The 21,321-nt window shown below is 67.6% G+C and carries 23 protein-coding genes; 18 read left to right on the top strand and 5 right to left on the bottom strand.

The window, feature by feature from the left end:
- Positions 1 to 93 precede the first annotated feature (93 nt).
- From PT015_RS01150 to PT015_RS01135, 4 genes are read left to right on the top strand one after another with little or no spacing between them, the layout of a single operon-like run.
- A complete protein-coding gene (locus PT015_RS01150) occupies positions 94 to 891 on the top strand; it encodes a class I SAM-dependent methyltransferase (protein WP_285188214.1) in 798 nt (265 codons plus the stop codon).
- Positions 888 to 2,459, top strand: a complete 1,572-nt coding sequence (locus PT015_RS01145; protein ID WP_285188212.1) for a glycoside hydrolase family 57 protein — start codon at positions 888 to 890, stop codon at positions 2,457 to 2,459. Before PT015_RS01150 ends, PT015_RS01145 begins: the two co-directional genes overlap by 4 nt.
- The gene (locus tag PT015_RS01140; RefSeq protein WP_285188211.1) at positions 2,456 to 3,700 is read left to right on the top strand and encodes a glycosyltransferase family 4 protein; all 1,245 of its coding nucleotides are present in this window, start codon (positions 2,456 to 2,458) and stop codon (positions 3,698 to 3,700) included. The genes PT015_RS01145 and PT015_RS01140 overlap by 4 nt, the downstream gene beginning before the upstream one ends.
- Before the next feature lie 26 nt (positions 3,701 to 3,726).
- The gene (locus PT015_RS01135; RefSeq protein ID WP_285188210.1) at positions 3,727 to 5,079 is read left to right on the top strand and encodes a TIGR01777 family oxidoreductase; all 1,353 of its coding nucleotides are present in this window, start codon (positions 3,727 to 3,729) and stop codon (positions 5,077 to 5,079) included.
- On the opposite strand, the gene PT015_RS01130 is transcribed toward PT015_RS01135, so the two are convergent.
- Positions 5,076 to 5,699, bottom strand: a complete 624-nt coding sequence (locus PT015_RS01130; protein ID WP_285188209.1) for a TIGR03085 family metal-binding protein — start codon at positions 5,697 to 5,699, stop codon at positions 5,076 to 5,078. The two genes, PT015_RS01135 and PT015_RS01130, sit on opposite strands and share 4 nt — an antisense overlap.
- 213 nt (positions 5,700 to 5,912) lie before the next feature.
- Here PT015_RS01130 and PT015_RS01125 point away from each other — a divergent pair, with 213 nt between their 5' ends.
- From PT015_RS01125 to PT015_RS01090, 8 genes are read left to right on the top strand one after another with little or no spacing between them, the layout of a single operon-like run.
- Positions 5,913 to 7,025, top strand: a complete 1,113-nt coding sequence (locus tag PT015_RS01125) for a polyprenyl synthetase family protein (protein ID WP_390887979.1) — start codon at positions 5,913 to 5,915, stop codon at positions 7,023 to 7,025.
- Positions 7,022 to 8,554 (top strand): phytoene desaturase family protein, encoded by a 1,533-nt coding sequence (gene crtI / locus PT015_RS01120; RefSeq protein WP_390887978.1) that lies wholly within the window; start codon positions 7,022 to 7,024, stop codon positions 8,552 to 8,554. The genes PT015_RS01125 and crtI overlap by 4 nt, the downstream gene beginning before the upstream one ends.
- Complete coding sequence (locus PT015_RS01115) at positions 8,551 to 9,513, top strand: phytoene/squalene synthase family protein (RefSeq protein WP_285188205.1); 963 nt, start codon at positions 8,551 to 8,553, stop codon at positions 9,511 to 9,513. The genes crtI and PT015_RS01115 overlap by 4 nt, the downstream gene beginning before the upstream one ends.
- Positions 9,510 to 9,833 (top strand): lycopene cyclase domain-containing protein, encoded by a 324-nt coding sequence (locus PT015_RS01110; RefSeq protein WP_285190860.1) that lies wholly within the window; start codon positions 9,510 to 9,512, stop codon positions 9,831 to 9,833. Before PT015_RS01115 ends, PT015_RS01110 begins: the two co-directional genes overlap by 4 nt.
- Complete coding sequence (locus PT015_RS01105; protein ID WP_285188204.1) at positions 9,830 to 10,141, top strand: lycopene cyclase domain-containing protein; 312 nt, start codon at positions 9,830 to 9,832, stop codon at positions 10,139 to 10,141. Before PT015_RS01110 ends, PT015_RS01105 begins: the two co-directional genes overlap by 4 nt.
- Complete coding sequence (locus PT015_RS01100; protein ID WP_285188202.1) at positions 10,128 to 10,853, top strand: class I SAM-dependent DNA methyltransferase; 726 nt, start codon at positions 10,128 to 10,130, stop codon at positions 10,851 to 10,853. Before PT015_RS01105 ends, PT015_RS01100 begins: the two co-directional genes overlap by 14 nt.
- Positions 10,850 to 12,373, top strand: a complete 1,524-nt coding sequence (locus PT015_RS01095) for an FAD-dependent oxidoreductase (RefSeq protein WP_285188200.1) — start codon at positions 10,850 to 10,852, stop codon at positions 12,371 to 12,373. The genes PT015_RS01100 and PT015_RS01095 overlap by 4 nt, the downstream gene beginning before the upstream one ends.
- Positions 12,370 to 13,365 carry a DUF5914 domain-containing protein gene (locus tag PT015_RS01090; protein ID WP_285188198.1) on the top strand — a complete coding sequence of 332 codons (996 nt, stop codon included), beginning with the start codon at positions 12,370 to 12,372 and terminating at the stop codon, positions 13,363 to 13,365. The genes PT015_RS01095 and PT015_RS01090 overlap by 4 nt, the downstream gene beginning before the upstream one ends.
- Here the strand turns inward: PT015_RS01090 and PT015_RS01085 are convergent.
- Positions 13,344 to 14,807: a DUF2867 domain-containing protein gene (locus tag PT015_RS01085; protein ID WP_285188196.1), complete on the bottom strand. Its 1,464-nt coding sequence runs from the start codon at positions 14,805 to 14,807 to the stop codon at positions 13,344 to 13,346. The two genes, PT015_RS01090 and PT015_RS01085, sit on opposite strands and share 22 nt — an antisense overlap.
- A gap of 241 nt (positions 14,808 to 15,048) precedes the next feature.
- On the opposite strand from PT015_RS01085, the gene PT015_RS01080 reads away from it, so the two are divergent.
- The 4 genes from PT015_RS01080 to PT015_RS01065 all read left to right on the top strand — a co-directional run bounded on the left by PT015_RS01080 (position 15,049) and on the right by PT015_RS01065 (position 16,854).
- A complete protein-coding gene (locus PT015_RS01080) occupies positions 15,049 to 15,267 on the top strand; it encodes a hypervirulence associated TUDOR domain-containing protein (protein ID WP_285188194.1) in 219 nt (72 codons plus the stop codon).
- 12 nt (positions 15,268 to 15,279) lie between these two features.
- On the top strand, positions 15,280 to 15,420 hold the full coding sequence (locus tag PT015_RS01075; protein ID WP_285188193.1) for a hypothetical protein: 141 nt from the start codon (positions 15,280 to 15,282) through the stop codon (positions 15,418 to 15,420).
- Between the two features lie 39 nt (positions 15,421 to 15,459).
- Positions 15,460 to 16,191 carry a GAF and ANTAR domain-containing protein gene (locus tag PT015_RS01070; protein ID WP_285188191.1) on the top strand — a complete coding sequence of 244 codons (732 nt, stop codon included), beginning with the start codon at positions 15,460 to 15,462 and terminating at the stop codon, positions 16,189 to 16,191.
- A 120-nt stretch (positions 16,192 to 16,311) separates the two neighbouring features.
- Positions 16,312 to 16,854 carry a MarR family winged helix-turn-helix transcriptional regulator gene (locus PT015_RS01065; protein WP_390887912.1) on the top strand — a complete coding sequence of 181 codons (543 nt, stop codon included), beginning with the start codon at positions 16,312 to 16,314 and terminating at the stop codon, positions 16,852 to 16,854.
- Positions 16,855 to 16,878: 24 nt separating this feature from the next.
- On the opposite strand, the gene fni is transcribed toward PT015_RS01065, so the two are convergent.
- Both fni and PT015_RS01055 read right to left on the bottom strand, forming a co-directional pair.
- On the bottom strand, positions 16,879 to 17,904 hold the full coding sequence (fni, locus tag PT015_RS01060) for a type 2 isopentenyl-diphosphate Delta-isomerase (protein WP_285190858.1): 1,026 nt from the start codon (positions 17,902 to 17,904) through the stop codon (positions 16,879 to 16,881).
- Between the two features lie 41 nt (positions 17,905 to 17,945).
- Positions 17,946 to 18,458 carry a MarR family winged helix-turn-helix transcriptional regulator gene (locus tag PT015_RS01055; protein ID WP_285188189.1) on the bottom strand — a complete coding sequence of 171 codons (513 nt, stop codon included), beginning with the start codon at positions 18,456 to 18,458 and terminating at the stop codon, positions 17,946 to 17,948.
- Positions 18,459 to 18,549: 91 nt separating this feature from the next.
- On the opposite strand from PT015_RS01055, the gene PT015_RS01050 reads away from it, so the two are divergent.
- On the top strand, positions 18,550 to 19,032 hold the full coding sequence (locus PT015_RS01050; protein WP_285188188.1) for a TspO/MBR family protein: 483 nt from the start codon (positions 18,550 to 18,552) through the stop codon (positions 19,030 to 19,032).
- Positions 19,033 to 19,048: 16 nt separating this feature from the next.
- Positions 19,049 to 20,389: a cryptochrome/photolyase family protein gene (locus PT015_RS01045; RefSeq protein WP_285188187.1), complete on the top strand. Its 1,341-nt coding sequence runs from the start codon at positions 19,049 to 19,051 to the stop codon at positions 20,387 to 20,389.
- Here PT015_RS01045 and PT015_RS01040 read toward each other — a convergent pair.
- On the bottom strand, positions 20,386 to 21,123 hold the full coding sequence (locus PT015_RS01040; protein ID WP_285188186.1) for an acyltransferase: 738 nt from the start codon (positions 21,121 to 21,123) through the stop codon (positions 20,386 to 20,388). The genes PT015_RS01045 and PT015_RS01040 overlap by 4 nt on opposite strands.
- Positions 21,124 to 21,321: the final 198 nt, after the last annotated feature.

The raw sequence follows: 21,321 nt of genomic DNA, 5'->3' as shown, positions 1-21,321 counted from the left end.
CCTTCGCAGGTGGGCAGTGGCCTGCCCCACTCGCTGGGTTACCCGAAGTCAGGCATTCGCGAACCGGTCGCCACGCGTTAGCCTGCCTATGCAATGAGCGCATTCACCCCCGATGTTCCGACCGCCCCGGCCGACGCCGCACTGCCGTTGACCGGCGAGCGCACCATCCCGGGCCTGGACGTGGAGAACTACTGGTTCCGCCGCCACGAGGTGGTCTACCAGCAGTTGGCCCAACGCTGCGTGGGTCGAGATGTGCTCGAAGCCGGCTGCGGCGAGGGCTACGGCGCCGACCTGATCGCCGGCGTCGCGCGCCGGGTGACCGCCGTCGACTACGACGAGGCGACCGTCGCGCATGTGCGGGCCCGCTACCCGCGGGTGCAGGTGACGCACGGCAATCTCGCCGCGTTGCCGCTGGACGACCGATCGGTCGACGTGGTGGTCAACTTCCAGGTGATCGAGCATTTGTGGGATCAGCCACAGTTCGTCCGCGAATGCGCTCGGGTGCTGCGCCCGGGCGGGGTGTTGATGATGTCCACGCCGAACCGGATCACCTTCTCCCCCGGCCGCGACACTCCAATCAACCCCTTCCACACCCGCGAACTCAACGCCGACGAGATGACCGAGTTGCTGACCGACTCGGGTTTCGGCTCGGTGTCGATGAGCGGGGTGTTTCACGGCGCGCGGCTGCGCGAGATGGATGCGCGGCACGGCGGCTCGATCATCGACGCGCAGATCGAACGCGCGGTCGCCGACGCGCCGTGGCCGGCCGGCCTGCTGGCCGATGTCGCCGCGGTCGACGCCGCCGACTTCGACATCGTCGAGGCCGGCACCGACGAGGCACACCACATCGACGACAGCCTGGACCTGGTGGCGATCGCGGTGCGCACGTGACGGCTCGCGAGCCGGTGCCGGGGCTCTTCACCCTGGTGCTGCACACCCACCTGCCGTGGCTGGCACATCACGGCCGCTGGCCGGTCGGCGAGGAATGGCTGTATCAGTCGTGGGCAGCGTCCTATCTGCCGTTGCTGCGTGTGCTGCGCCGACTGGCCGACGAGGACCGGCACCGGCTGATCACGCTGGGCGTCACCCCGGTCGTGATGGCTCAGCTCGACGACCCGTATTGCCTCGACGGAATGCATCATTGGCTGGCCAACTGGCACCTGCGCGCCGCCGAGGCCGCCAGCCTGCGGCCCGGGGACCTCACCGGCGGGTCCCCCGCCTCCGCCCCGGAGGCATTGCGCGCCTTCGGCATTCGCGAGATGGCCGAGACCGAACAGGCCCTCGACGACTTCACCACCGAGTGGCGTCACGGCGCCAGCCCGCTACTGCGACGACTGATCGACGCGGGCACCGTCGAACTGCTCGGCGGCCCACTGGCCCACCCGTTCCAGCCGTTGCTCAATCCGCGGCTGCGCGAATTCGCGCTGCGCGAAGGGCTGGCCGATGCCCGACAGCGGTTGTCGCACACGCCGACTGGCATCTGGGCGCCCGAATGCGCGTACGCCCCAGGCATGGAACACGACTATGCGACCGCCGGCGTCGGGCACTTCATGGTCGACGGCCCGTCTCTGCACGGCGACACCGCGCTGGGCCGCCCGGTCGGCGACTCGCAGGTCATCGCGTTCGGGCGCGACCTGCAGGTGAGCTACCGCGTCTGGTCGCCGAAGTCGGGCTACCCCGGCCACGCGGCCTACCGGGACTTCCACACCTACGACCACCGCACCGGCCTCAAACCGGCGCGCGTCACCGGCCGCAACGTGCCGTCGGACAAGAAGGCCCCGTACGAGCCGGAGCGCGCCGACCATGCCATCGACAACCATGTCGCGGACTTCGTCGACGTGGTCCGGCGCCGCTTGTTGTCGGAGTCCGAACGCATCGGGCGACCCGCGCACGTGGTCGCGGCGTTCGACACCGAACTGTTCGGCCATTGGTGGTACGAGGGTCCAGCCTGGCTCGAACGCGTGCTGCGGGCCCTGCCGAAGGCGGGCGTCCGGGTCGGCACGCTGAGCGACGCAGCGGCCGAGGGGTTCGTCGGTAGCGCCGTCGAATTGCCGCCCAGCTCTTGGGGTTCCGGCAAGGACTGGCAGGTTTGGTCCGGCGACAAGGTCGCCGATCTGGTGCATCTCAACGCGGAGGTGGTCGACACCGCCTTGTCCACCGTCGACAAGGCGTTGGCGCAGACGGCGTCACTGGACGGGCCGACGCCCCGCGACCACATCGCCGACCAGATCCTGCGTGAAACCCTGCTCACGGTGTCCAGCGACTGGCCGTTCATGGTGAGCAAAGACTCCGCCGCCGACTACGCCCGTTACCGGGCGCATCTGCACGCCCACGCCACCCGGGAGATCGCCGGCGCGCTGGCGTCGGGTCGCCGCGAGGCGGCCCAGCGACTGGCCGACGGCTGGAACCGGGCCGACGGTCTGTTCGGCGCTCTCGATGCCCGGAGGCTGCCGCGATGAAGATCCTGATGGTGTCGTGGGAGTACCCACCGGTGGTGATCGGCGGACTCGGCCGCCACGTCCATCACCTGTCGACCGCGCTCGCTGCGGCCGGTCATGAGGTCGTGGTGTTGTCCCGCCGACCGACCGGCACCGACCCCAGCACCCACCCGTCGTCGGACGAAATCAACGAGGACGTCCGGGTTGTCGCCGCCGCCCAGGACCCGCACGAGTTCGCCTTCGGCACCGACATGATGGCCTGGACGCTGGCAATGGGGCACGCGATGGTCCGGGCCGGACTCTCGATCAGAGGGCGGCGCGGCGACGACCTGTGGCGACCCGACGTCGTGCACGCACACGACTGGTTGGTCGCGCACCCCGCCATCGCGCTGGCCGAATTCCACGACGTGCCAATGGTTTCCACCATCCACGCGACCGAGGCCGGCCGGCACTCGGGATGGGTGTCCGGATCGATCAGCCGGCAGGTGCATGCCGTCGAGTCGTGGCTGGTGCGCGAATCCGACTCGCTCATCGCCTGCTCGCATTCGATGAGCGACGAGATCACCGAACTGTTCGGCCCCGGCCTCGCCGAGACGACCGTGATCCGCAACGGAATCGAAGCGCAGCGTTGGCCATTCGCCCGCCGCGCGCCACGCACCGGCCCACCGGAACTGCTGTACGTCGGCCGGCTGGAATACGAGAAGGGCGTGCACGAGGCGATCGCCGCACTGCCGCGGATCCGCCGCGCCCACCCCGGCACCACGCTGACCGTCGCGGGCGAAGGCACCCAGCACGCCTGGCTCGTCGAGCAAGCCCGAAAACACAAGGTGCTCAAGGCAACTCACTTCGTCGGCCGCTTGGACCACGACGACCTGCTGGCCGCGCTGCATCGCGCCGACGCCGCGGTGCTGCCCAGCCACTACGAGCCGTTCGGCCTCGCGGCACTGGAGGCCGCCGCCGCCGGCACCCCACTGGTGACGTCGAACATCGGCGGCCTCGGCGAGGCGGTGATCGACGGCGAGACCGGGATGTCCTACCCGCCGCGCGACGTGGCCCGGCTCGCCAAGGCCGTCATCACGGTGCTCGACGACCCGGCCGCGGCCCAGCGCCGGGCGCAGGCCGCCCGCGAGCGCCTCACATCGGACTTCGATTGGCACACGGTGGCCGACGAGACCGCGCAGGTCTATCTGGCCGCCAAGCGCGCCGAGCGCCAACCCCTTCCGCGGTTACCGATCGTCGAGCACGCGCTGCCGGATCGCTAGCAACCCACGCGGGTACCGTCGGCGTCATGGGAATTGAGTACTCGAGCGTTATCGATGCACCCATCTACGACGTCTTCGAATGGCATGCCCGGCCCGGCGCGTTCACCCGCCTGACCCCGCCGTGGTCGCCGATGAAGTTGATCGCCGAGGCGGACTCGCTGGAGAGCGGACGGGCCGAACTCGGCCTGCCGGGCGGTCTGCGCTGGGTCGCCGATCACCAGCCGGACGGCTACGACCCGCCGCGCCGGTTCGTAGACCAGATCGGGTCCGACGGGCTGGCGTCACTACCTGCCAAACTGGCGGTGCGCTGGCGGCACACCCATGACTTCGAGGAGGTCGACGGCAACCAGACGCGGGTGATTGACCGCGTCGACACCCCGGTTCCCGCCGCCGCGCTGCGGTCGATGTTCCGCTACCGGCACCAGCAACTCGCCGACGACTTCGCCGCACACCGGGAGGCGGCCACGCACGGTCTTGAGCCGATCACGGTCGCGGTCACCGGGGCCTCCGGACTGGTCGGTGCGCAACTGGCCGCATTCCTGTCCACCGGTGGGCACCGGGTGATCCGACTCGTGCGGCATTCGACCACGAAACCCGATGAGCGGCAATGGAATCCGGACGATCCCAGCCCGGAACTGCTGGACGGCGTCGACGCGGTGGTCCACCTCGCGGGCGCCTCGATCGCCGGCCGTTTCACCGACGACCACCGCGCCGCGATCCGGGACAGCCGGATCGGGCCGACCCGTCGCCTGGCCGAGCTGATCGCCCAGACCACCAACGGGCCCAAGGTGCTGGTCAACGCGTCGGCGATCGGCTTCTACGGCTATGACCGGGGCGAGGAGACGCTGACCGAGACCAGCGAACGCGGCGACGGTTTTCTGGCCGACGTGGTGGCCGACTGGGAGGATGCCACGGCGCCCGCCGAGCAGGCCGGCATCCGAGTGGTCAAGGTGCGCACCGGAATAGTGCAATCCCCCGCCGGCGGGACGCTGAAGCTGTTGCGGCCGCTGTTCGCCGCCGGATTGGGCGGCCGACTAGGCAGCGGTCGACAGTGGTTCTCCTGGATCGGCATCGACGACCTCGTGGACGTCTACCACCGCGCGCTGTGGGACGCCGAGCTGTCCGGACCGGTCAACGCGGTGGCGGCCGAACCCGTCCGCAACGTCGACTACACCCACGTCCTGGCTCATGTGCTGCACCGACCCGCTCTGCTGCCGGTGCCGCCATTGGGTCCCAAGGTGCTGCTCGGCGAGCAGGGTGCGCGTGAGCTCGCGTTGGCGAATCAGCGCGTGCTGCCCGCCCGTTTACTGGAGGCCGAGTTCCGCTTTCGCCGCCCCGATCTGGACCAGACGCTGCGGCATCTGCTGGGGCGCGGCTAGAGGCCGCGGGGCGCCGAGCGCACCGCCGCGACAGCGCCGGCGTCGCCGTCGAACTCGACCCGCACGGCGTCCCGGCCCGCCACAAACAGCAGCAGCTCCTGCGGTTCGCCCGTGATCGTCACCACGTCACCGCGCCCGACGCGGGCGATCCGCTCTCCAGCGGCCGTCTGCAGCACCACCTGGGCGGGCATTTTGCTCAACATCAGCCGGCTCATCAGGCCGAGCTGGCGGCGCAACCGGCTCGTGGTGGTCGCGTCGAGCTCCCGGGGCTGCCAGCCGTCGACCGCGCGGCGGACATCCTCGTGGTGAATGAACATCTCACCCAGGTTGGCAACCGGATCGAGCAACTTGAACGGCGAGTAGATCGGCGGACCGGTCGCCACGAGTTCCACCAGCGCCTCCCAACTGTTCGATTGCGCCGTCTTGTCCTGCACCTTCGCGGTGTAGTCGGCAAGGAACGGCACGGCGATCCCCGCCGTCGCGTCCAGTCGGCGCTCACGAACCACCAGGTGAGCGGCCAGATCGGTGGTGTTCCATCCCTCGCAGAGTGTGGGCGCAAGGGGGCCCACCTGGCGAAATGTAGAAACGAGCGCGCTTCGTTCACGTTGGGCTGCGGTCATGGCACCCACCCTAGGGCGGTGGCCTCCGCTGGCGACGTGACGATATGTTCAGTAAGTTAATGGTTAATCTTGTGAAGCGAACCTGCCATCGGCAGGACGAACGTGTTTGTCTTGACCGCGTGGGAGGTATAGCGCGTGAGTCCGAACCGTAGGGGTTTGCGGCGTCCCAACCGTTCGAGAGGGGCCTAAGTGGGCGAGGTGCGTGCACTCTCGTTGGCTCCCTCGGCGGTATCCGCTGGGCGCGATCAGCAGTCCTGGTCTGACCCTGCCACGTTCCACGAGTGGCGAATTGAGCTGCGCCGCAAGGTACTCGAGCATCTCAAGGAGTTCGTCGCCGGTCGGTGCACCGCCGAACTGGCCGAGTCCGGCGTGGAAGTGGCCGGCGACATCCTGGTGAACTTCGTGGCCGACGGCAAGTGCCTGCGGTCGACGTTCATGTACCTCGGTTGGCTCGCCGGCGCCGCAGACAGCGACGAGGCACTGTTCGCATCGGCCGGATTGGAACTGCTGCACGCGTTCGCGCTGCTCCAGGACGACGTGATGGACGCCGCGGCCTCACGACGCGGACGCCCGTCCGCCCACCTCCAGTTCAGTCAATGGCATCGCAACCGCAAGCTGTCCGGCCCGCCCGAACGGTTCGGCGAATCGGCCGCGATCCTGCTGGGCGACCTCTGCCTGATCTGGGCCGAGCAGATGCTGCGGGAGAGCGGCGTAGAGCACCGCAGTCTGCAACAGGCGTGGCCGCGCTACGACGCGATGCGCACCGAGCTCGCCGTGGGCCAATTCGCCGATCTGGCAAACGATGTCCGCGACCTGCCCTCGATGGACACCGTGCTGGAGGTGGCCCGACGAAAGTCCGGCAACTACACCGTGCGCCGGCCGCTGGAGATCGGCGCCGCGATGAGCGGCTGTAGCGACCGCACGGTGACGGGCCTCGGGCGCTACGGCGAGGCCGTCGGCGAGGCCTTCCAGTTGCGCGACGACCTGCTGGGCGTGTTCGGCGAGCAGGCGGTGACGGGCAAACCCGACGGGCAGGACCTGATCGAGCGCAAAGCCACCAGCGTGGTGGTCGCCGCGCACCAATTGGCCGACCCGCTGACGCGTCGCCAGCTGACCGAGCTGATGAACGCCGGCGACCTCGACGCCGGCGCGATCGAGCGCTGGCGGAATCTGATCGTCACCACCGGTGCTGTCCAGTGGATCGAGGACACCATCACCCACCGTGTCACCGCGGCGCTCGACGAACTCGATCAGCTGCGCATCGCCGACCCGGTGCGGGCGGCGTTGACGAACATGGCCGCCGTCTGCACGGAGCGCACCGACTGATGCGCAGCGTGCAGGGTCTCAACAACCGCGTCGTCGTCGTGGGCGCCGGCCTGGCCGGGCTGACCGCGGCGCTGCATCTCGCCGGTCGCGGTCGCGAGGTGATCGTCGTCGAGCGCGAGGACTGGCCGGGCGGCCGGGCCGGCCGCAAGGACATCCACGGCTACCAGCTCGACACCGGCCCAACCGTGCTCACCATGCCCGACATCATCGACGAGGCCTTGGCCGCGGTCGGCGAAAGCCGTTCGGGCCATTTGGATCTGATGCCGGTCGATCCCGCCTATCGCGCGCAGTTCGCCGACGGCAGCAGCCTTGACGTGCACAGTGACGCGGACCTGATGGCGGACGCCGTCGCACAATTCGCGGGCGACGCCGACGCGCAGGGCTACCGCAGGCTTCGCGATTGGCTGACCCGGCTGTATCAGACCGAGTTCAACGGATTCATCGCCGAGAACTTCGATTCCCCGCTGGGACTGGTCAATCCGCAATTGGCACGCCTGACGGCCCTGGGTGGATTCCGCAAGTGGGACACCATGGTGAACCGCTACATCTCCGACCCCCGGCTGCGCCGGGTCTTCACGTTCCAGTCGCTGTACGCCGGTGTCGCACCACGGAAAGCGTTGGCGGTCTACGCGGTCATCGCCTACATGGACACCATCTCGGGGGTCTACTTCCCGCGCGGCGGCATGCGGGCGCTGCCTGACGCGCTGGCCGCCGCGGCGACCGATGCCGGCGTGCGCTTCGTCTACGGCGCGTCAGTCACCGGCCTGGAGCGCGCAGGCGGCCGGGTCAACGCCGTGCTCACCGACACCGAAGACCGCATTGCCTGCGACGCGGTGGTGCTGACCACCGAGCTGCCCACGACCTATGCACTGCTGGACCGCAAGCCGCGACGCTTCGGCCGCCTGCGGCCTGCGCCGTCGGCCGTCGTCGTGCATGTCGGCCGCCGTCAGCCCCAGTCGACGAATCCTGTTCTGGCGCACCACAACATCATCTTCGGCGACGAGTGGGATCAGACGTTCACCGACATCATCCGCGACGGCCGGCTGATGCGCGACCCGTCTCTGCTCGTCACGCGCCCGACGGCGAGCGATCCCAGCCTGGCCCCGCGCGACCACGAGTTGTTCTATGTGCTGGCCCCCGCCCCGAACCTCGAGCGCGGCTCGGTCGACTGGTCGCACATCGGGGACAGCTACACCGAACAACTCATCGATACCGTTGGCGCCCGGCTCATTCCGGGCTTCCGCGACGGCGCCGAGGTGTTGCACGTCGTCAACCCAGAGGACTGGGCGGCGCAGGGCATGATCGCCGGGACGCCGTTCTCGTTGGCGCACACCTTCGCCCAGACCGGGCCGTTCCGCCCCGCCAACACGGTCCGTGGCATCGACAACGCGGTGCTGGCCGGATCGTCGACGGTGCCCGGGGTCGGGGTGCCCACCGCGATGATCTCCGGCCGGCTGGCCGCCGACCGCGTCACCGGCATCGACCAGGGGGCGAACCGAACCGTCATCACGAAATCGGGTCACTCATGATCCGCACCGAACTGACCGCGGCCGGCATCGACGACCCGGAACTGCGGGGCGCCTACCAACGGTGCCGCACCCTGAACGCCGCGCACGGTCGCACCTTCTTCCTGGCGACGCGTCTGCTCGCCCCGGACCAGCGCCCGCCGATTCACGCGCTGTACGGCTTCGCGCGCTACGCCGACGACATTCTCGACGACTTCGATCCGTCGCTGGACACCCCGACCCGGGCGGCCCGCCTGAAGCAGTTGTCCGACCAGTACTTCTCCCCCGTGGAACACCCGAGCAATCCGGTGCTGGCGGCCGTGCGGCATACGGCAAAGCGCTATCAGATCGCCGACGACCTGTTCGACGATTTCTTGACGTCGATGCGGATGGACCTCACGATCACCGACTATCCGGACCGCGACGCGATCAACCTTTACATGAAAGGCTCCGCGGAAGCGATTGGCCTGCAAGTACTTCCGATCCTGGGCACCGTCTCGGCGCAGCCGGAGGCCGCCCCGCACGCGGCGGCGCTGGGCCGCGCGTTCCAGCTGACGAATTTCCTGCGGGACATCGACGAGGACCTGGTCCGCGGACGCGTCTACCTGCCGGCCGACGAACTGGCCGTCCACGGTGTCGATCGCGACGTCCTGATGTGGTGCCATCACAACCGGCGCACCGACCTTCGGGTGCGCAACGCGCTGGCCGAGCAGCACGAGATCGCCCGGCAGGTCTACCGATTCGCTGCCGAGGGTGTCCCGATGCTGGAGGCGCGTTCTCGGCCGTGCGTCGCGGTCGCTCTGACGCTGTACTCGGAGATCCTGGATCGCATCGAGGCCAGCGACTTCGCCGTGTTCACCCAGCGCGCGACGGTCGGCAACGGGCGGCGGCTACGCGTCGCCGGCGCCGGGCTGATCCGGTCGTGGCGGGCGCGTCTGTCGCAATCGGCGTCAGCGGGTGATCGCAGATTCGGTGCCGCCTGATGGATCGGTGGCAGTATCTGATTGTGCTCGGTGCGTGTCTCGCGATCACCCTGCCGCTGGAGGTCTTTCGCCCCGGCGTATATCGCCAGGCGTGGCGGGCCGCGCGCGCGGTGCTGCCGGTCGCTGCCGTATTCGTGGTGTGGGACGAAGTGGCGATCGCGCGCCACATTTGGACCTACAATCCGAAATACGTTATCGGCGTGAACATTCCGTTTCACATGCCGATCGAGGAAGTCCTGTTCTTCCTTGTGATACCGCTGTGCGGGTTGTTGACGTTCAACGCGGTGAGCGCGATCCTGCGACTGGTCAGGCGCAAATGACCGGCCTGGGTTACACCGTTCCGGCGATCACGTCGGTCGTGCTGGTGTGCGCTCTCGAGCTGATGGTGTGGCGGACCGGGCTGTTTCGCCGGCTGGCCTACTGGCTGTCGATGGTGATTGTGATCGGGTTCCAGATCCTCACCGACGGCTGGCTGACGAAGCTGAGCGCCCCGATCGTGATCTACGACGACCGGCAGACCAGCGGCATTCGATTTCCGCTCGACATCCCGATCGAGGATTTCCTTTTCGGCTTCGCCTTGGTAACCGCCGTCCTGCTGCTATGGGAGCGACAACGTGAACGTCAGTAACACCGGCCTGCCCCGCGCCGAGGTGCCCGCAGCGTTCGACGTCGGCGCGCACGCCTACGACCGCCTCGTCGGCTCCAGCCCCGGATATCATGCGCACCTTCGCCTTTCGGCTCAGCGGCTGGGTCTGCCCGACGAGGGACGCGGGTTGCGGCTGCTCGATGCGGGCTGCGGCACCGGGGCGTCCACGGCGGCGCTGCTCAGTGTCGCGCCACACGCCGAGATCGTGGCCATCGACGCATCCCGAGGCATGCTCGACGAGGCGCGGGCCAAGTCGTGGCCGTCGTCGGTCCGGTTCGTTCACACCCCGGTCGAGGGGCTCGCCGACAACGGCGTCGTCGGCCCGTTCGACGGGATCCTGGCGGCCTACCTGATCCGCAATCTGTCCGACCCGGACACCCAATTGGGGGCGTTGCGAGACCTGTTGGCGCCGGGCGCGCCGATCGCGGTACACGACTACTCGGTGCGCGACTCCCGCATCGCCACTGCGATCTGGCACGCGGTGGCCTGGGGCATCATCATTCCGTCGGGGTGGTTGCGGACCCGCGACGCGACGCTCTACCGGCACCTGTGGCGCAGTGTGTTGACCTTCGACGGTGCAGCACGACTGCGGCAGCGGATGCGCGACGCGGGCTTCACCACGGTGCGCAGCGAGACGATGCCGGGCTGGGAAGCAAACATCGCGCACACCTTCCTCGGGAACGCACCGTCATGACCGACCGACATCGCCGCACCTTCCCGGCACCGCGCGGGCACGGCAGCGCCGCGGCGCTGGGTTCGCAACCGCGTGCCGTGGTGGTCGGCGCCGGTATCGCGGGCCTAGCCGCGGCAACGGGTTTGGCCGAACGCGGCGTCGCCGTCGACGTCATCGAGCGCGAAAAGTATCTGGGCGGTCGCGTCGGCGCCTGGACCGAGCACGCGGACGGCACCGACCTCGCGATGAATCGCGGCTTCCACGCATTCTTCCGGCAGTACTACAACCTGCGCGCGCTCCTGGGTCGCGTCGATCCGACGCTGTCGATGCTCACCGCCGTCGACGACTACCCACTCATCGACGGCGCCGGCCGACAGGACACCTTCCGCGGCCTGCCCCGCACCCCACCGTGGAACGCGCTCGTATTCGCCTTGCGCAGCCCCACGTTCCGGCTCACCGACCTGGCCAGGATCGACGTTCGGGCATCGGCACCCCTGGCCGCGGTGTCGCTGCCGGAGATCTTCGATCGCCTCGACCACATCGACGCCGAGACGTTCCTGAAGGCCATCAACTTCCCCGAGCCCGCCCGACACCTGGCCTTCGAGGTGTTCTCCCGGAGTTTCTTCGCCAGCCCCACCGAGTTGTCCGCGGCGGAACTGGCCACGATGTTCCACATCTACTTCCTCGGCTCCAGCGAGGGCTTGATCTTCGACGTCGCCAGCGCCAACTACGACACCGCGCTCTGGTTGCCGCTGCAGCGCTACCTGGAAGGTCTGGGAGTTCGCTTCCACCAAGGTGTTTCGGTGACCAGCATCGGTGACGGCCATCGCGAGGAGTTTCGCGTCGAGACCAATGCAGGCGACCGCCTGGACTCCGATGCCGTGGTGCTGGCCACCGACATCGGTGGGCTCCAGCGAATCGTCGAGGCCTCGCCGGGTCTCTGCGACGACATGTGGCGGGCCCGGATCAAGAGGCTGCGCAACGCCCCGCCGTTCCTGGTGCAGCGGCTGTGGCTGGACCGCCCGGTCGCCGACCGTCGGGCGGCATTCCTCGGTACCGCCGGACACGAACCCGTCGACAACATCAGCGTGCTGGATCGCTACGAACAGGAAGCCGCCGACTGGGCGCGACGCACCGGCGGCTCGGTCGTCGAATTACATTCCTACGCAGTCGAATCCGCGCAACCCCAGGACGCGATGCTGTCTCAGCTGCACAGGCTGTACCCAGAGACCAACGGCGCGCGCATCGTCCACGAGCGCACACTGCAGCACCACGACTGCCCACTGTTCGCGCCGGGCGCACACGCGCACCGGCCCGGTGTCGTGACATCTCGTCCGGGTCTGCTCCTGGCCGGCGATGGGATTCGCATCGACTTGCCGGTGGCGCTGATGGAGCGTGCCGCCACCACCGGTTGGACGGCGGCCAACGAACTGCTGCAGCGCTGGGGGCTCGCCGGTCACGAGCTGTCCACCGTCCCCACCCGGGGCCGCTCGCGGCTGCTGCGTTATCTCGCCGGCCGGGAAAGGCGTACCCGCCCATGAGCTTCAGCGATAACATCCGGCAGCGCTGGCCGAAAGACTGGCCGCTGCAACCGATCCCGCCGGGCAGCTGGACGGGTCAGCGCCCGACCTACGCCGACGCCTCCCCGCGGCTCATCGATGCCGCACTGGAGCGCTCACAGCACCGACCGACGGGCAACTGGTACGCCTTCGCCGCGAGCCGCGACGTGCGCCCCGGTCGACCCTTCGGCACGAGGGTCGCGGGCGTCGAGTTGGTCGCCTGGCGCGACGCGCAGTCCCGGTTGTGCGTCGGGCCGCGCAGCTGCCCTCATCTCGGCGCCGACCTCGCGACGGCGGCGGTGCACAACGGCGAGTTGATCTGCCGGTGGCACGGCCTGTGTCTGGGCCCCGACAACGAAAGATTTGGTTGGCGGACACTGCCCAGCTGCGACGACGGCGTGCTGGCCTGGGTCCGCCTCGACGCCGTCGGGGGCGAGGAACCGCTCGACCGGCCGGTGATTCCCGCCCGACCGGACGGCGACACGCTGGACGCGGTCGCCACGATGGTCGGCACGTGTGAGCCGTCCGACGTCATCGCCAACCGCCTCGACCCGTGGCACGGCGCCTGGTATCACCCGTACTCGTTCACCCAACTCGAGGTGCTGACCACGCCGACCGAGGAGCTGGACAGCTTCCTCGTGGCGGTGACGTTCCGGATCGGACGCGTCGGCGTCCCCACGGTCGCCGAGTTCACCAGCCCCGAGGCCCGGACCATCGTGATGCGCATCGTCGACGGCGAGGGGGTGGGCAGCGTGGTCGAAACACACGCGACACCACTCGGATTGGGGCCGGACAAGCGACCGCGCACCGCGGTGATCGAGGCGACCGTCGCGCACTCCAGCCGCACCGGTTTTCAGCGAGCGCGCCGGGTGGCCCCGCTGATCACTCCGCTGATGCGCGTCGCCGCGGCCCGGCTGTGGAAGGACGATCTCGCGTACGCCGAGCGCCGCTATCAGCTGCGCGCGGGCTCGTAGGCCGCGTTCGCTCGCGCGACGATGTCGCGCGCAATCCCGGCGAACACCGCGCCGCGAACCAGCGTCGACGCCGTCCAGAATGCCTCTCCCGCAAGGCCATAGGGCTGGAACAGGACCCGCTGCCGGAGACGGCAGCGACCGCCCGCGTCGTCGCAGACCGACAATTCCAGCCACAGCCGCCCCGGCAACGGGACGTCTGCCCGCAGGCGCAGCAACCGCGGCCGCTCGACCTCTTCGACCCGCCACCAGTCCAGAGCCTCGCCCGCGTGCAGCTGGCGGTGTGACTGTGATCCCTTGTGAGCGTGATTGTTTCGCCCGGTCCAGCCGCGAACGGCCCACGCTGGGGGCGCGGCCGACCAGCCGTGCTTGTCGCTGACCGACTCGAACACCCGCCACAAGGTCTCCGCGTCGGCGTCGACACGGTGCTCGGTAGCGCGTTCGTGAAGCGACCCACCCGCCCACTGCGGGTCCGTAGGCAGCGGGTTGGACGGCATGTCGTCGTCACCGGGGTGAGTCCAGCGGGTAGTCAAAGCACGGTCGCGAGTGCGTTCCAGAGCCAATTCGACTGCGTCGTCGTAGTGCATCAAGCCGTTGTCCGGATCGGGGATCTGCGCCGCGATGTCGTGCTCCGTGCACACCACGTCGTTCTCCAGCGATTCCATCAGCGACGAGGCCAGCGATCGGGGTAGAGGCGTGATCAGGTTCACCCAGTGCGACGACAACAGAGGCGTCAAGACCGGGACCGGAATTGCCACTCGCCTTTTAAGACCAGCGATGGCCGCGTACCTGCGGATCATCTCCGTGTAGGTGAAGGTGTCCGGGCCGCCGATGTCGAAGGGGCGACTGACTTCTGGCGGAAGCTCGGCAGCTTGGGTCAGGTAGTACAAGACGTCACGCACCGCGATCGGCTGCACCCGGGTGCGCAACCATTTCGGCGTCACCATCACCGGCAAACGCTCAGTGAGGTAGCGCAGCATCTCGAAGCTCGCCGACCCGGCTCCGATGATCGCCGCGGCGCGCAACTCGGCGGTCGGAACACCGGAATCATGAAGCAAGCGGCCCACTTCCGCGCGCGACGCCAAATGATCGGACAACTCCTGATCATGAGCGATGATCCCGCCAACGTAGACGATTCGCGTCAAGCCGGCCGACGCGGCCGCGTCCGCGACGATCGACGCACCCTTGGCGTCGACGTTGACGAAGTCCGCGGCCAACATCGAATGCACGAGGTAGTAGAGGACCTGCTGACCGTCGACCGCGCGGTGGACCTTGTCGGCGTCGGTGACATCACCTTCGACGACCTCCACGCTGTCGCGCCACGGCACGTCGTCGAGTTTCGCCGGGGTACGCGCCACCACGCGCACCTCGTGTCCCGCCGACAGCAATTCGGGCACCAGACGCATTCCCAGGTAGCCCGTGGCCCCGAAGACTACGCACCGCATCGCTTGCTCCTTGCCGACTCTCGAGGGTGTTGGCGGCCGTTGCGCCGCCGGGTGGGTATACCCCGTTTGCCGACGACTATTTGAGCGATCTAATTCACAAAATGAATAGTTAAGTTTATAGTTCCAACACAGGTACGGAAAGACAATCCCGTGCACCAGTTACCGGGTGTATTGGGGTCGGCCACCCACCACGACGGAGCCGTCCGACACAGGTCCCATACGGCCACAGGGAGGTCATCTGATGTCAGACGACACGTTCCGCAAGGGCGACAAAGTCACGTGGAAAAGCCACGGCAATGACGTGAAAGGCACTGTCGAAGAGAAGCTCACCAAGGATCAGGACGCGGCCGGCCGTAAGGTCCGCGCCTCCACGGACGAGCCCCAGTATCGAGTCACCAGCGACAAGACAGGTGCCGACGCGGTGCACAAGCCGGATGCGCTGCGACGCGACAAGTCGTAGCAGGAACCAACCATGCCGTCCGACGACCACACCACCTGGAACGAATTCCGCAACATCGTCGACACGACCGCCGGCGAACTCGAGAAGTGGCGCAAGACCGACAAATCCAAGGACGTGGGACTGGCGTCACTCCCTGATGGATTGAGGACATGATCCGAACAGGAAGTAGCGCGCCTGCGAGAAAGCCGAGACGTGGCTAGCCACAAACCCGAGTCGCTGGTGTCGAACTCGCCGACCGCACAGTACGTGCTGGCGTCCAGGCTGGTCGCCGACCTGCATCAGCGTTCCTCGTTCGACGTACCCGCGCTGTTGCGCGAGTTGATCGGCGGTGCAGCGGAATCGGTGCCGGGCGCGCAGTATGCGGGGGTGTCTGTCACCCAGCGGCGGCGGCCGAGCAACCGCGCGGCCGCGACCCACCACTACGCCCAACTGCTGGACGACATCCAGAACCGTTGTGGCCAAGGGCCTGGAATGACCGCGGGCGCGCTACAGGAGACCGTCCGCGTCGACGACCTCGGCAGCGACGATCGTTGGCCGCTGTACCGGGATGAGGTCATCAATCAGACCCCGATCCGTTCGATCCTGTCGTTGGACATGTTCAAGGAGGGCAGCACGTACGCCACCCTCAACTTTTACGCAGAGTCCACCCACGCGTTCGACGACGCAGCCGCGGAACTGGGCGCTCTGTTCGCGACGCACGCGGGGTTGGTGTGGAACATGATGCAACGCGACCAGCAATTCCGCGCCGCACTGATATCGCGCGACGTCATCGGCCAGGCCAAGGGCCGCATGATGGAGCGCTTCAACATCGACGCCACCGAAGCGTTCGACATGCTCAAACTGATGTCGCAGGACTCCAACACCCCGATCGCCCAGGTGGCGCAACGCGTTGTCGCGGGCGAAGTCTGGCCGTCGCCCGAGTGACACCGGGCCCGCGGGCGGCGGCGAGTCCTGACCACATTGTGTAGGGTGCACGCGTATCGTCCCTGATCCAGCCGGTTTCCGATACCCTGGGTCGGGAGTCGCTAAAAAGGATGCAGTCAGGTGACTAAGCGGGGCACAAGCACTTCACTTCCCAGCCGGGCGGAGCTCGAGAAGCTGATGTCGGCCGATATGCGGGCGGCGACGGCACAGTCTGACCGGGTCGGCCGTTACTTCGCGCGCCAAAACGCCGTCAGTGGAAACGATTTCCACGCACTGCTGCACGTCATGGTCGCGGAGACCGCGGGTAAGCCCTTGACCATGGCCGACCTCCGGCAGCGGATGGACGTCTCGCCGGCCGCCATCACCTATCTCGTCGACCGCATGATCGATGCCGGGCACATCCGCCGCGAAACCGATCCCGCAGATCGTCGCAAGGCTCTGCTGCGCTACGAAGCCAGCGGAATGGAATTGGCCCACGGATTCTTCACCCCGCTGGGCGTCCACCTCCGCGCGGCATTGGCCGACCTGCCCGACGAGGATCTGGCCGCCGCGCACCGCGTGATCACCGCCATGATCGCTGCGATGTCGTCGTTCGAAGGCGATCTCGTCGTGCAGCAGAAGCCTGCGACCGCGCGCAACAGCCGCGCCCGCGACCTCGTCTAGCGCGACAAGCACTGGCCAGCAACGCTACTGGATCGGCGTCACGCCGATGTGGCGGAGCGCCAACACATCTGCGGCGCCGGCACAATGCAGGCAGATGCTCAGTTCCTCGATGAACTGTTGCAGCCAATCCACCACGGCCGCAGTGGATTCGATTGCTGCCGAGAGCAGCGGACGCGCCACGGCTACCACGTCGGCACCCAGGGCCAGCGCTTTGGCCGCATCCATGCCGGTTCGAATCCCGCCGGAGGCCACCAGCGGCACCGTCGGCAACACCTCCCGCACCTCGGTGATTGCTCGCGCCGTCGGTATGCCCCAGTCGGCCAGATCGGGGAACCGAACCTCGCCATAACGGACGAGTTGCTCGACCCGCGACCACGAGGTGCCACCCGCCCCGGCGACATCGATGGCGGCTACCGGCAATTCACCTGTGCCACCGGTCAATTCAGCGACAGCCGAGCTTCCGATGCCGTGCCCGACCTCCTTGAGCAGGATCGGGTACTCGAGCGAGCCGGCGACATCACGCAGCCGATCGAGTGAACCGGAGAAATCGCCGTCGCCCTGCTGCTGGACCGCTTCCTGCAACGGATTAGTGTGCACCGCAAGGGCATCCGCGCCGACTCGCTTGAGCGCGTTCGAAATATCTTGGGCAGCAACCGCGGTCAATTGTGCGAGGCCAATGTTGCCGAACAGCAGAACATCCGGGGCGACGTCGCGAACAGTAAAGCTGGACGCCGCACGCTCCCCCAGCGCGCTGTCCAGCATGATCCGCTGCGAGCCGAGCATCATCCCGACGCCCAACTGCTGCGCGGCCTCGGCGAGATGACGGTTGATCGTGCCGGATAGTTCTGCGCCACCGGTCATCGCGCCGACCAGTATCGGGGCGCGCAGGGGTGCGCTCAGGAAGTTGGTGGACAGGTCGACGTGGTCGAGGCTGGTCTGCGTCAACGCGTTGTAGGGCAGGCGGTAGCGCTCCAGTCCCGTCGTCACACCCGAATAGTCGACACGGTCGTCAAGGCATACGTCGATGTGGCGACGCTTGCGGGTCGTCATATCGGCTGAATCACTGTGCACAGCGCCCCCTTTCGCGTCGCTCATGCGTCGGGTTGCACGCTGGGCTTGAAGGACGCGAGGTCGTCCTGATAGCGCCGCATCGCCTCGATCAGCGCGGCGAAAACTCGGCCGGCCGCCATCAGGTCGGCATCGGGCAGGTCGGTCATCGCGTCATGGGAGTGCGACCCCAATGGCGCAAAGAAGGCCCGCGCGGTCGAGAGGCCGGAGTCGGAGTAACGCAGGATCACCTTCCGACGGTCGGCCGGATCGGACTCGCGGGTGATGTGACCGGAGGCCATCATCCGGTCGACCAGGTAGGTGATGGCCGCGCCGGACAGCCCCATGCGCTGCCGAAGCTCACCCGAGGTGACCGGGTCGCCGGCCGTTTCGGCGACCATCACATGCAGCAACGCCCGAAAGTCGGTGGGGCGCACGTCATGTACCGCCGCGAAAGCGCGGCCGATCTGTTCCGACTCGGCCGTCATCACGCGCAGATACGCGGAGATCTGCTGCTCTAGTGCGGCGCGCTCGCCTGCGGTCTCTTCGGGGGCCATGACGCGGACTAGTTTATCCGCACGCGGCCATTATTTCAGTTGATTAATACTTAAATGACTGAAATACTTAGCCGAGTCGAAGGGAGCTCGAGTGAACAAGCAGACACTGGCCGCGACGTCTCTCGCGGTCGAGGCCACGGCAGGAATCGGAAGCGTTGCCAGCAAGCCGCGAATCACCCGGTGGTATTCCAGGCTTCGCAAGCCCCCGTATGTACCGCCCAACGAGGTGTTTCCCATCGCCTGGACCACGTTGTACGCCGACATCGCGGTGACATCTGCGACCGCGATCGACAAGCTCCGTGCGACCGGCCGCGACGCGGAGGCCCGCACCTACATTGCGGCACTGGCCGCCAATCTGATCATGAACGCCGGCTGGAGTTGGTTGTTCTTCAAGTATCAGAAACTCGGCGCCTCGGCGATCGGGGCGGCGGTGCTGGCTGCCAGCAGCGCCGATCTGGCCCGTCGCACCGCGGCGGCGGACCCGCGCGCCGGCGCCGCGATCGCGCCCTATCCGCTGTGGTGCGCCTTCGCCACATTGATGTCTGGCCATATTTGGGTACTCAACCGCCGATGATTCAGGTGACCCGCTGATGTCCGCGCTGTTGTGGTTCCGTCGCGACCTCCGCGTACACGATCTCCCGCCGCTGTTGGAGGCCGCCTCCGACAACGACGACGTGCTCGCGTGCTTCGTCCTCGACCCCCGGCTGGAGGCGTCCTCTGGCGAGCGCCGCATGCAGTTCCTCTGCGACTCCCTGAGGGAGCTGAGCGAGCAGCTGGGCGGTCGGCTGCTCGTCACGCGCGGCCGAGCGGAGGAGCGAATTCCGGCACTGGCCAAGGAGATCGACGCGTCGTCGGTTCATATTTCCGAGGACTTCTCGCCGTACGGGCGCCGACGCGACGACAAGGTGCGCGACGCGCTGGGCGATGTGCCGTTGGTGGCGACCGGATCGCCGTATCTGATCTCGCCCGGCCGGGTGACCAAGGACGACGGCGAACCGTACAAGGTGTTCACGCCTTTCTACGGCCGGTGGCGCGATACGGGCTGGCGCGCACCGGCGCGCACGACAGCCAAGTCCGCGACATGGGTCGATCCCAAGAAGCTGGGCAAGCGCGCGAAACCCGTCGAGATACCCGACCCCGGCGCTGACCTCGATCTGCAGGCAGGCGAGGCGGCCGCGCGGAAGCGGTGGAAAAAGTTCGTCGCCAAGGGAGTCGACGGCTACGACGACAACCGGAACACGCCCGGCTACGACGGCACCAGCCGCATGTCAGCACATCTGCACTTCGGCACGATCCACCCGCGGACCTTGGCCGCCGACCTGGACCAGCGGCATGCCGGTCCGCGAGCGTATCTGCGCGAGTTGGCATTTCGAGACTTCTACGCCGCGGTCCTGCACCACTGGCCCGACAGTGCATGGTGGAACTGGAATCGCGACTTCGATGCGATCAAGATCGATGACGACAAGGACGCCGAAAAACGTTTCAACGCCTGGAAAGCCGGCGAAACGGGTTTCCCGATCGTCGACGCCGGTATGCGGCAATTGCGGGACACCGGCTTCATGCACAACCGAGTGCGGATGATCGTCGCCTCGTTCCTGGTGAAGGACTTGCATCTGCCGTGGCAGTGGGGGGCGCGTCACTTTCTCGATCAGCTCGTCGACGGCGATGTGGCGAACAATCAGCACGGCTGGCAGTGGGCTGCGGGCTGCGGCACCGACGCCGCCCCCTATTTCCGGGTGTTCAATCCGACCCGGCAGGCCGAAAAGTTCGACCAGTCAGGCGATTACGTCCGTCGTTGGGTCTCGGAACTAGCCGATGCGAAAGACGTGACCCTCACCAAGGGCGAGCGGCCGGCCGGCTATCCCGAACCGATGGTCGACCACTCCGCGGAGCGCAGCGAGGCGCTGCGCCGCTACCAGGACATGAGTTAGCGAGCGGCCTTCTTGCGTTCGATGTCGGCGAGGTTGGCGGCCAGCTCGGCACGCTCGGCCGCTGACGTCTCCCAGGCCAGCTGCCGGTTCTTGACCACCTTCGCCGGCGCGCCGACCGCGATCGAGTAGTCCGGCACTTCGCCTCGGACGACCGCATGCGACCCCAGCACGCACCCGCGTCCGACCGAAGTGCCGCGTAGCACGCTGACCTTGACGCCGACCCAGGTATCTGGCCCGATCCGCACCGGCGATTTGACGATGCCCTGGTCCTTGATCGGCAGCGTGATGTCGTCCATGCGGTGGTCGAAATCGCAGATATAGCACCAGTCGGCCATCAAGACCGAATCGCCGAACTCGATGTCGAGGTAGCAGTTGACGACGTTGTCGCGACCCAAGACGACCTTGTCGCCGAACCGCAGCGAGCCTTCGTGCGCGCGGATGGTGTTCTTGTCGCCGATGTGCACCCAGCGCCCGATCTCCAGCTGCGCGAGTTCCGGCGTGGCGTGGATCTCGACACCCTTGCCGATGAACACCATGCCCCGGGTGATGATGTGCGGGTTGGCCAGCTTGAATTTGAGCAGACGGTAGTAGCGGACCAGGTACCACGGCGTGTAGGCACGGTTGCGCAGGACCCACTTCAGCGAGGCCAGCGTGAGGAACTTGGCCTGGCGTGGGTCGCGCAGATTCGATCCCCGCCAGCGGCGGTGAATCGGGGCTCCCCACATGCTCGTCATGGCCGCAAAGCCTAGTCCGGCGACGATGCGCGCCGGGACGGCGGGCTGAGGAGCCGGACAACCAGAACACCGTCGGCGACGATGCGCGCCGGGACGGCGGGCTGAGGAGCCGGACAACCAGAAGACCGTCGGCGACGACGCGCGCCGGGACGGCGGGCTGAGGAGCCGGACAACCATAAATTGCGGCATGATGGCGCG

This window comes from Candidatus Mycobacterium wuenschmannii, assembly GCF_030252325.1.
GTDB lineage: Bacteria > Actinomycetota > Actinomycetes > Mycobacteriales > Mycobacteriaceae > Mycobacterium > Mycobacterium wuenschmannii.
Note: the sequence above shows the minus strand (reverse complement) of the source record. Positions and strands in the feature narration are given on the sequence as shown.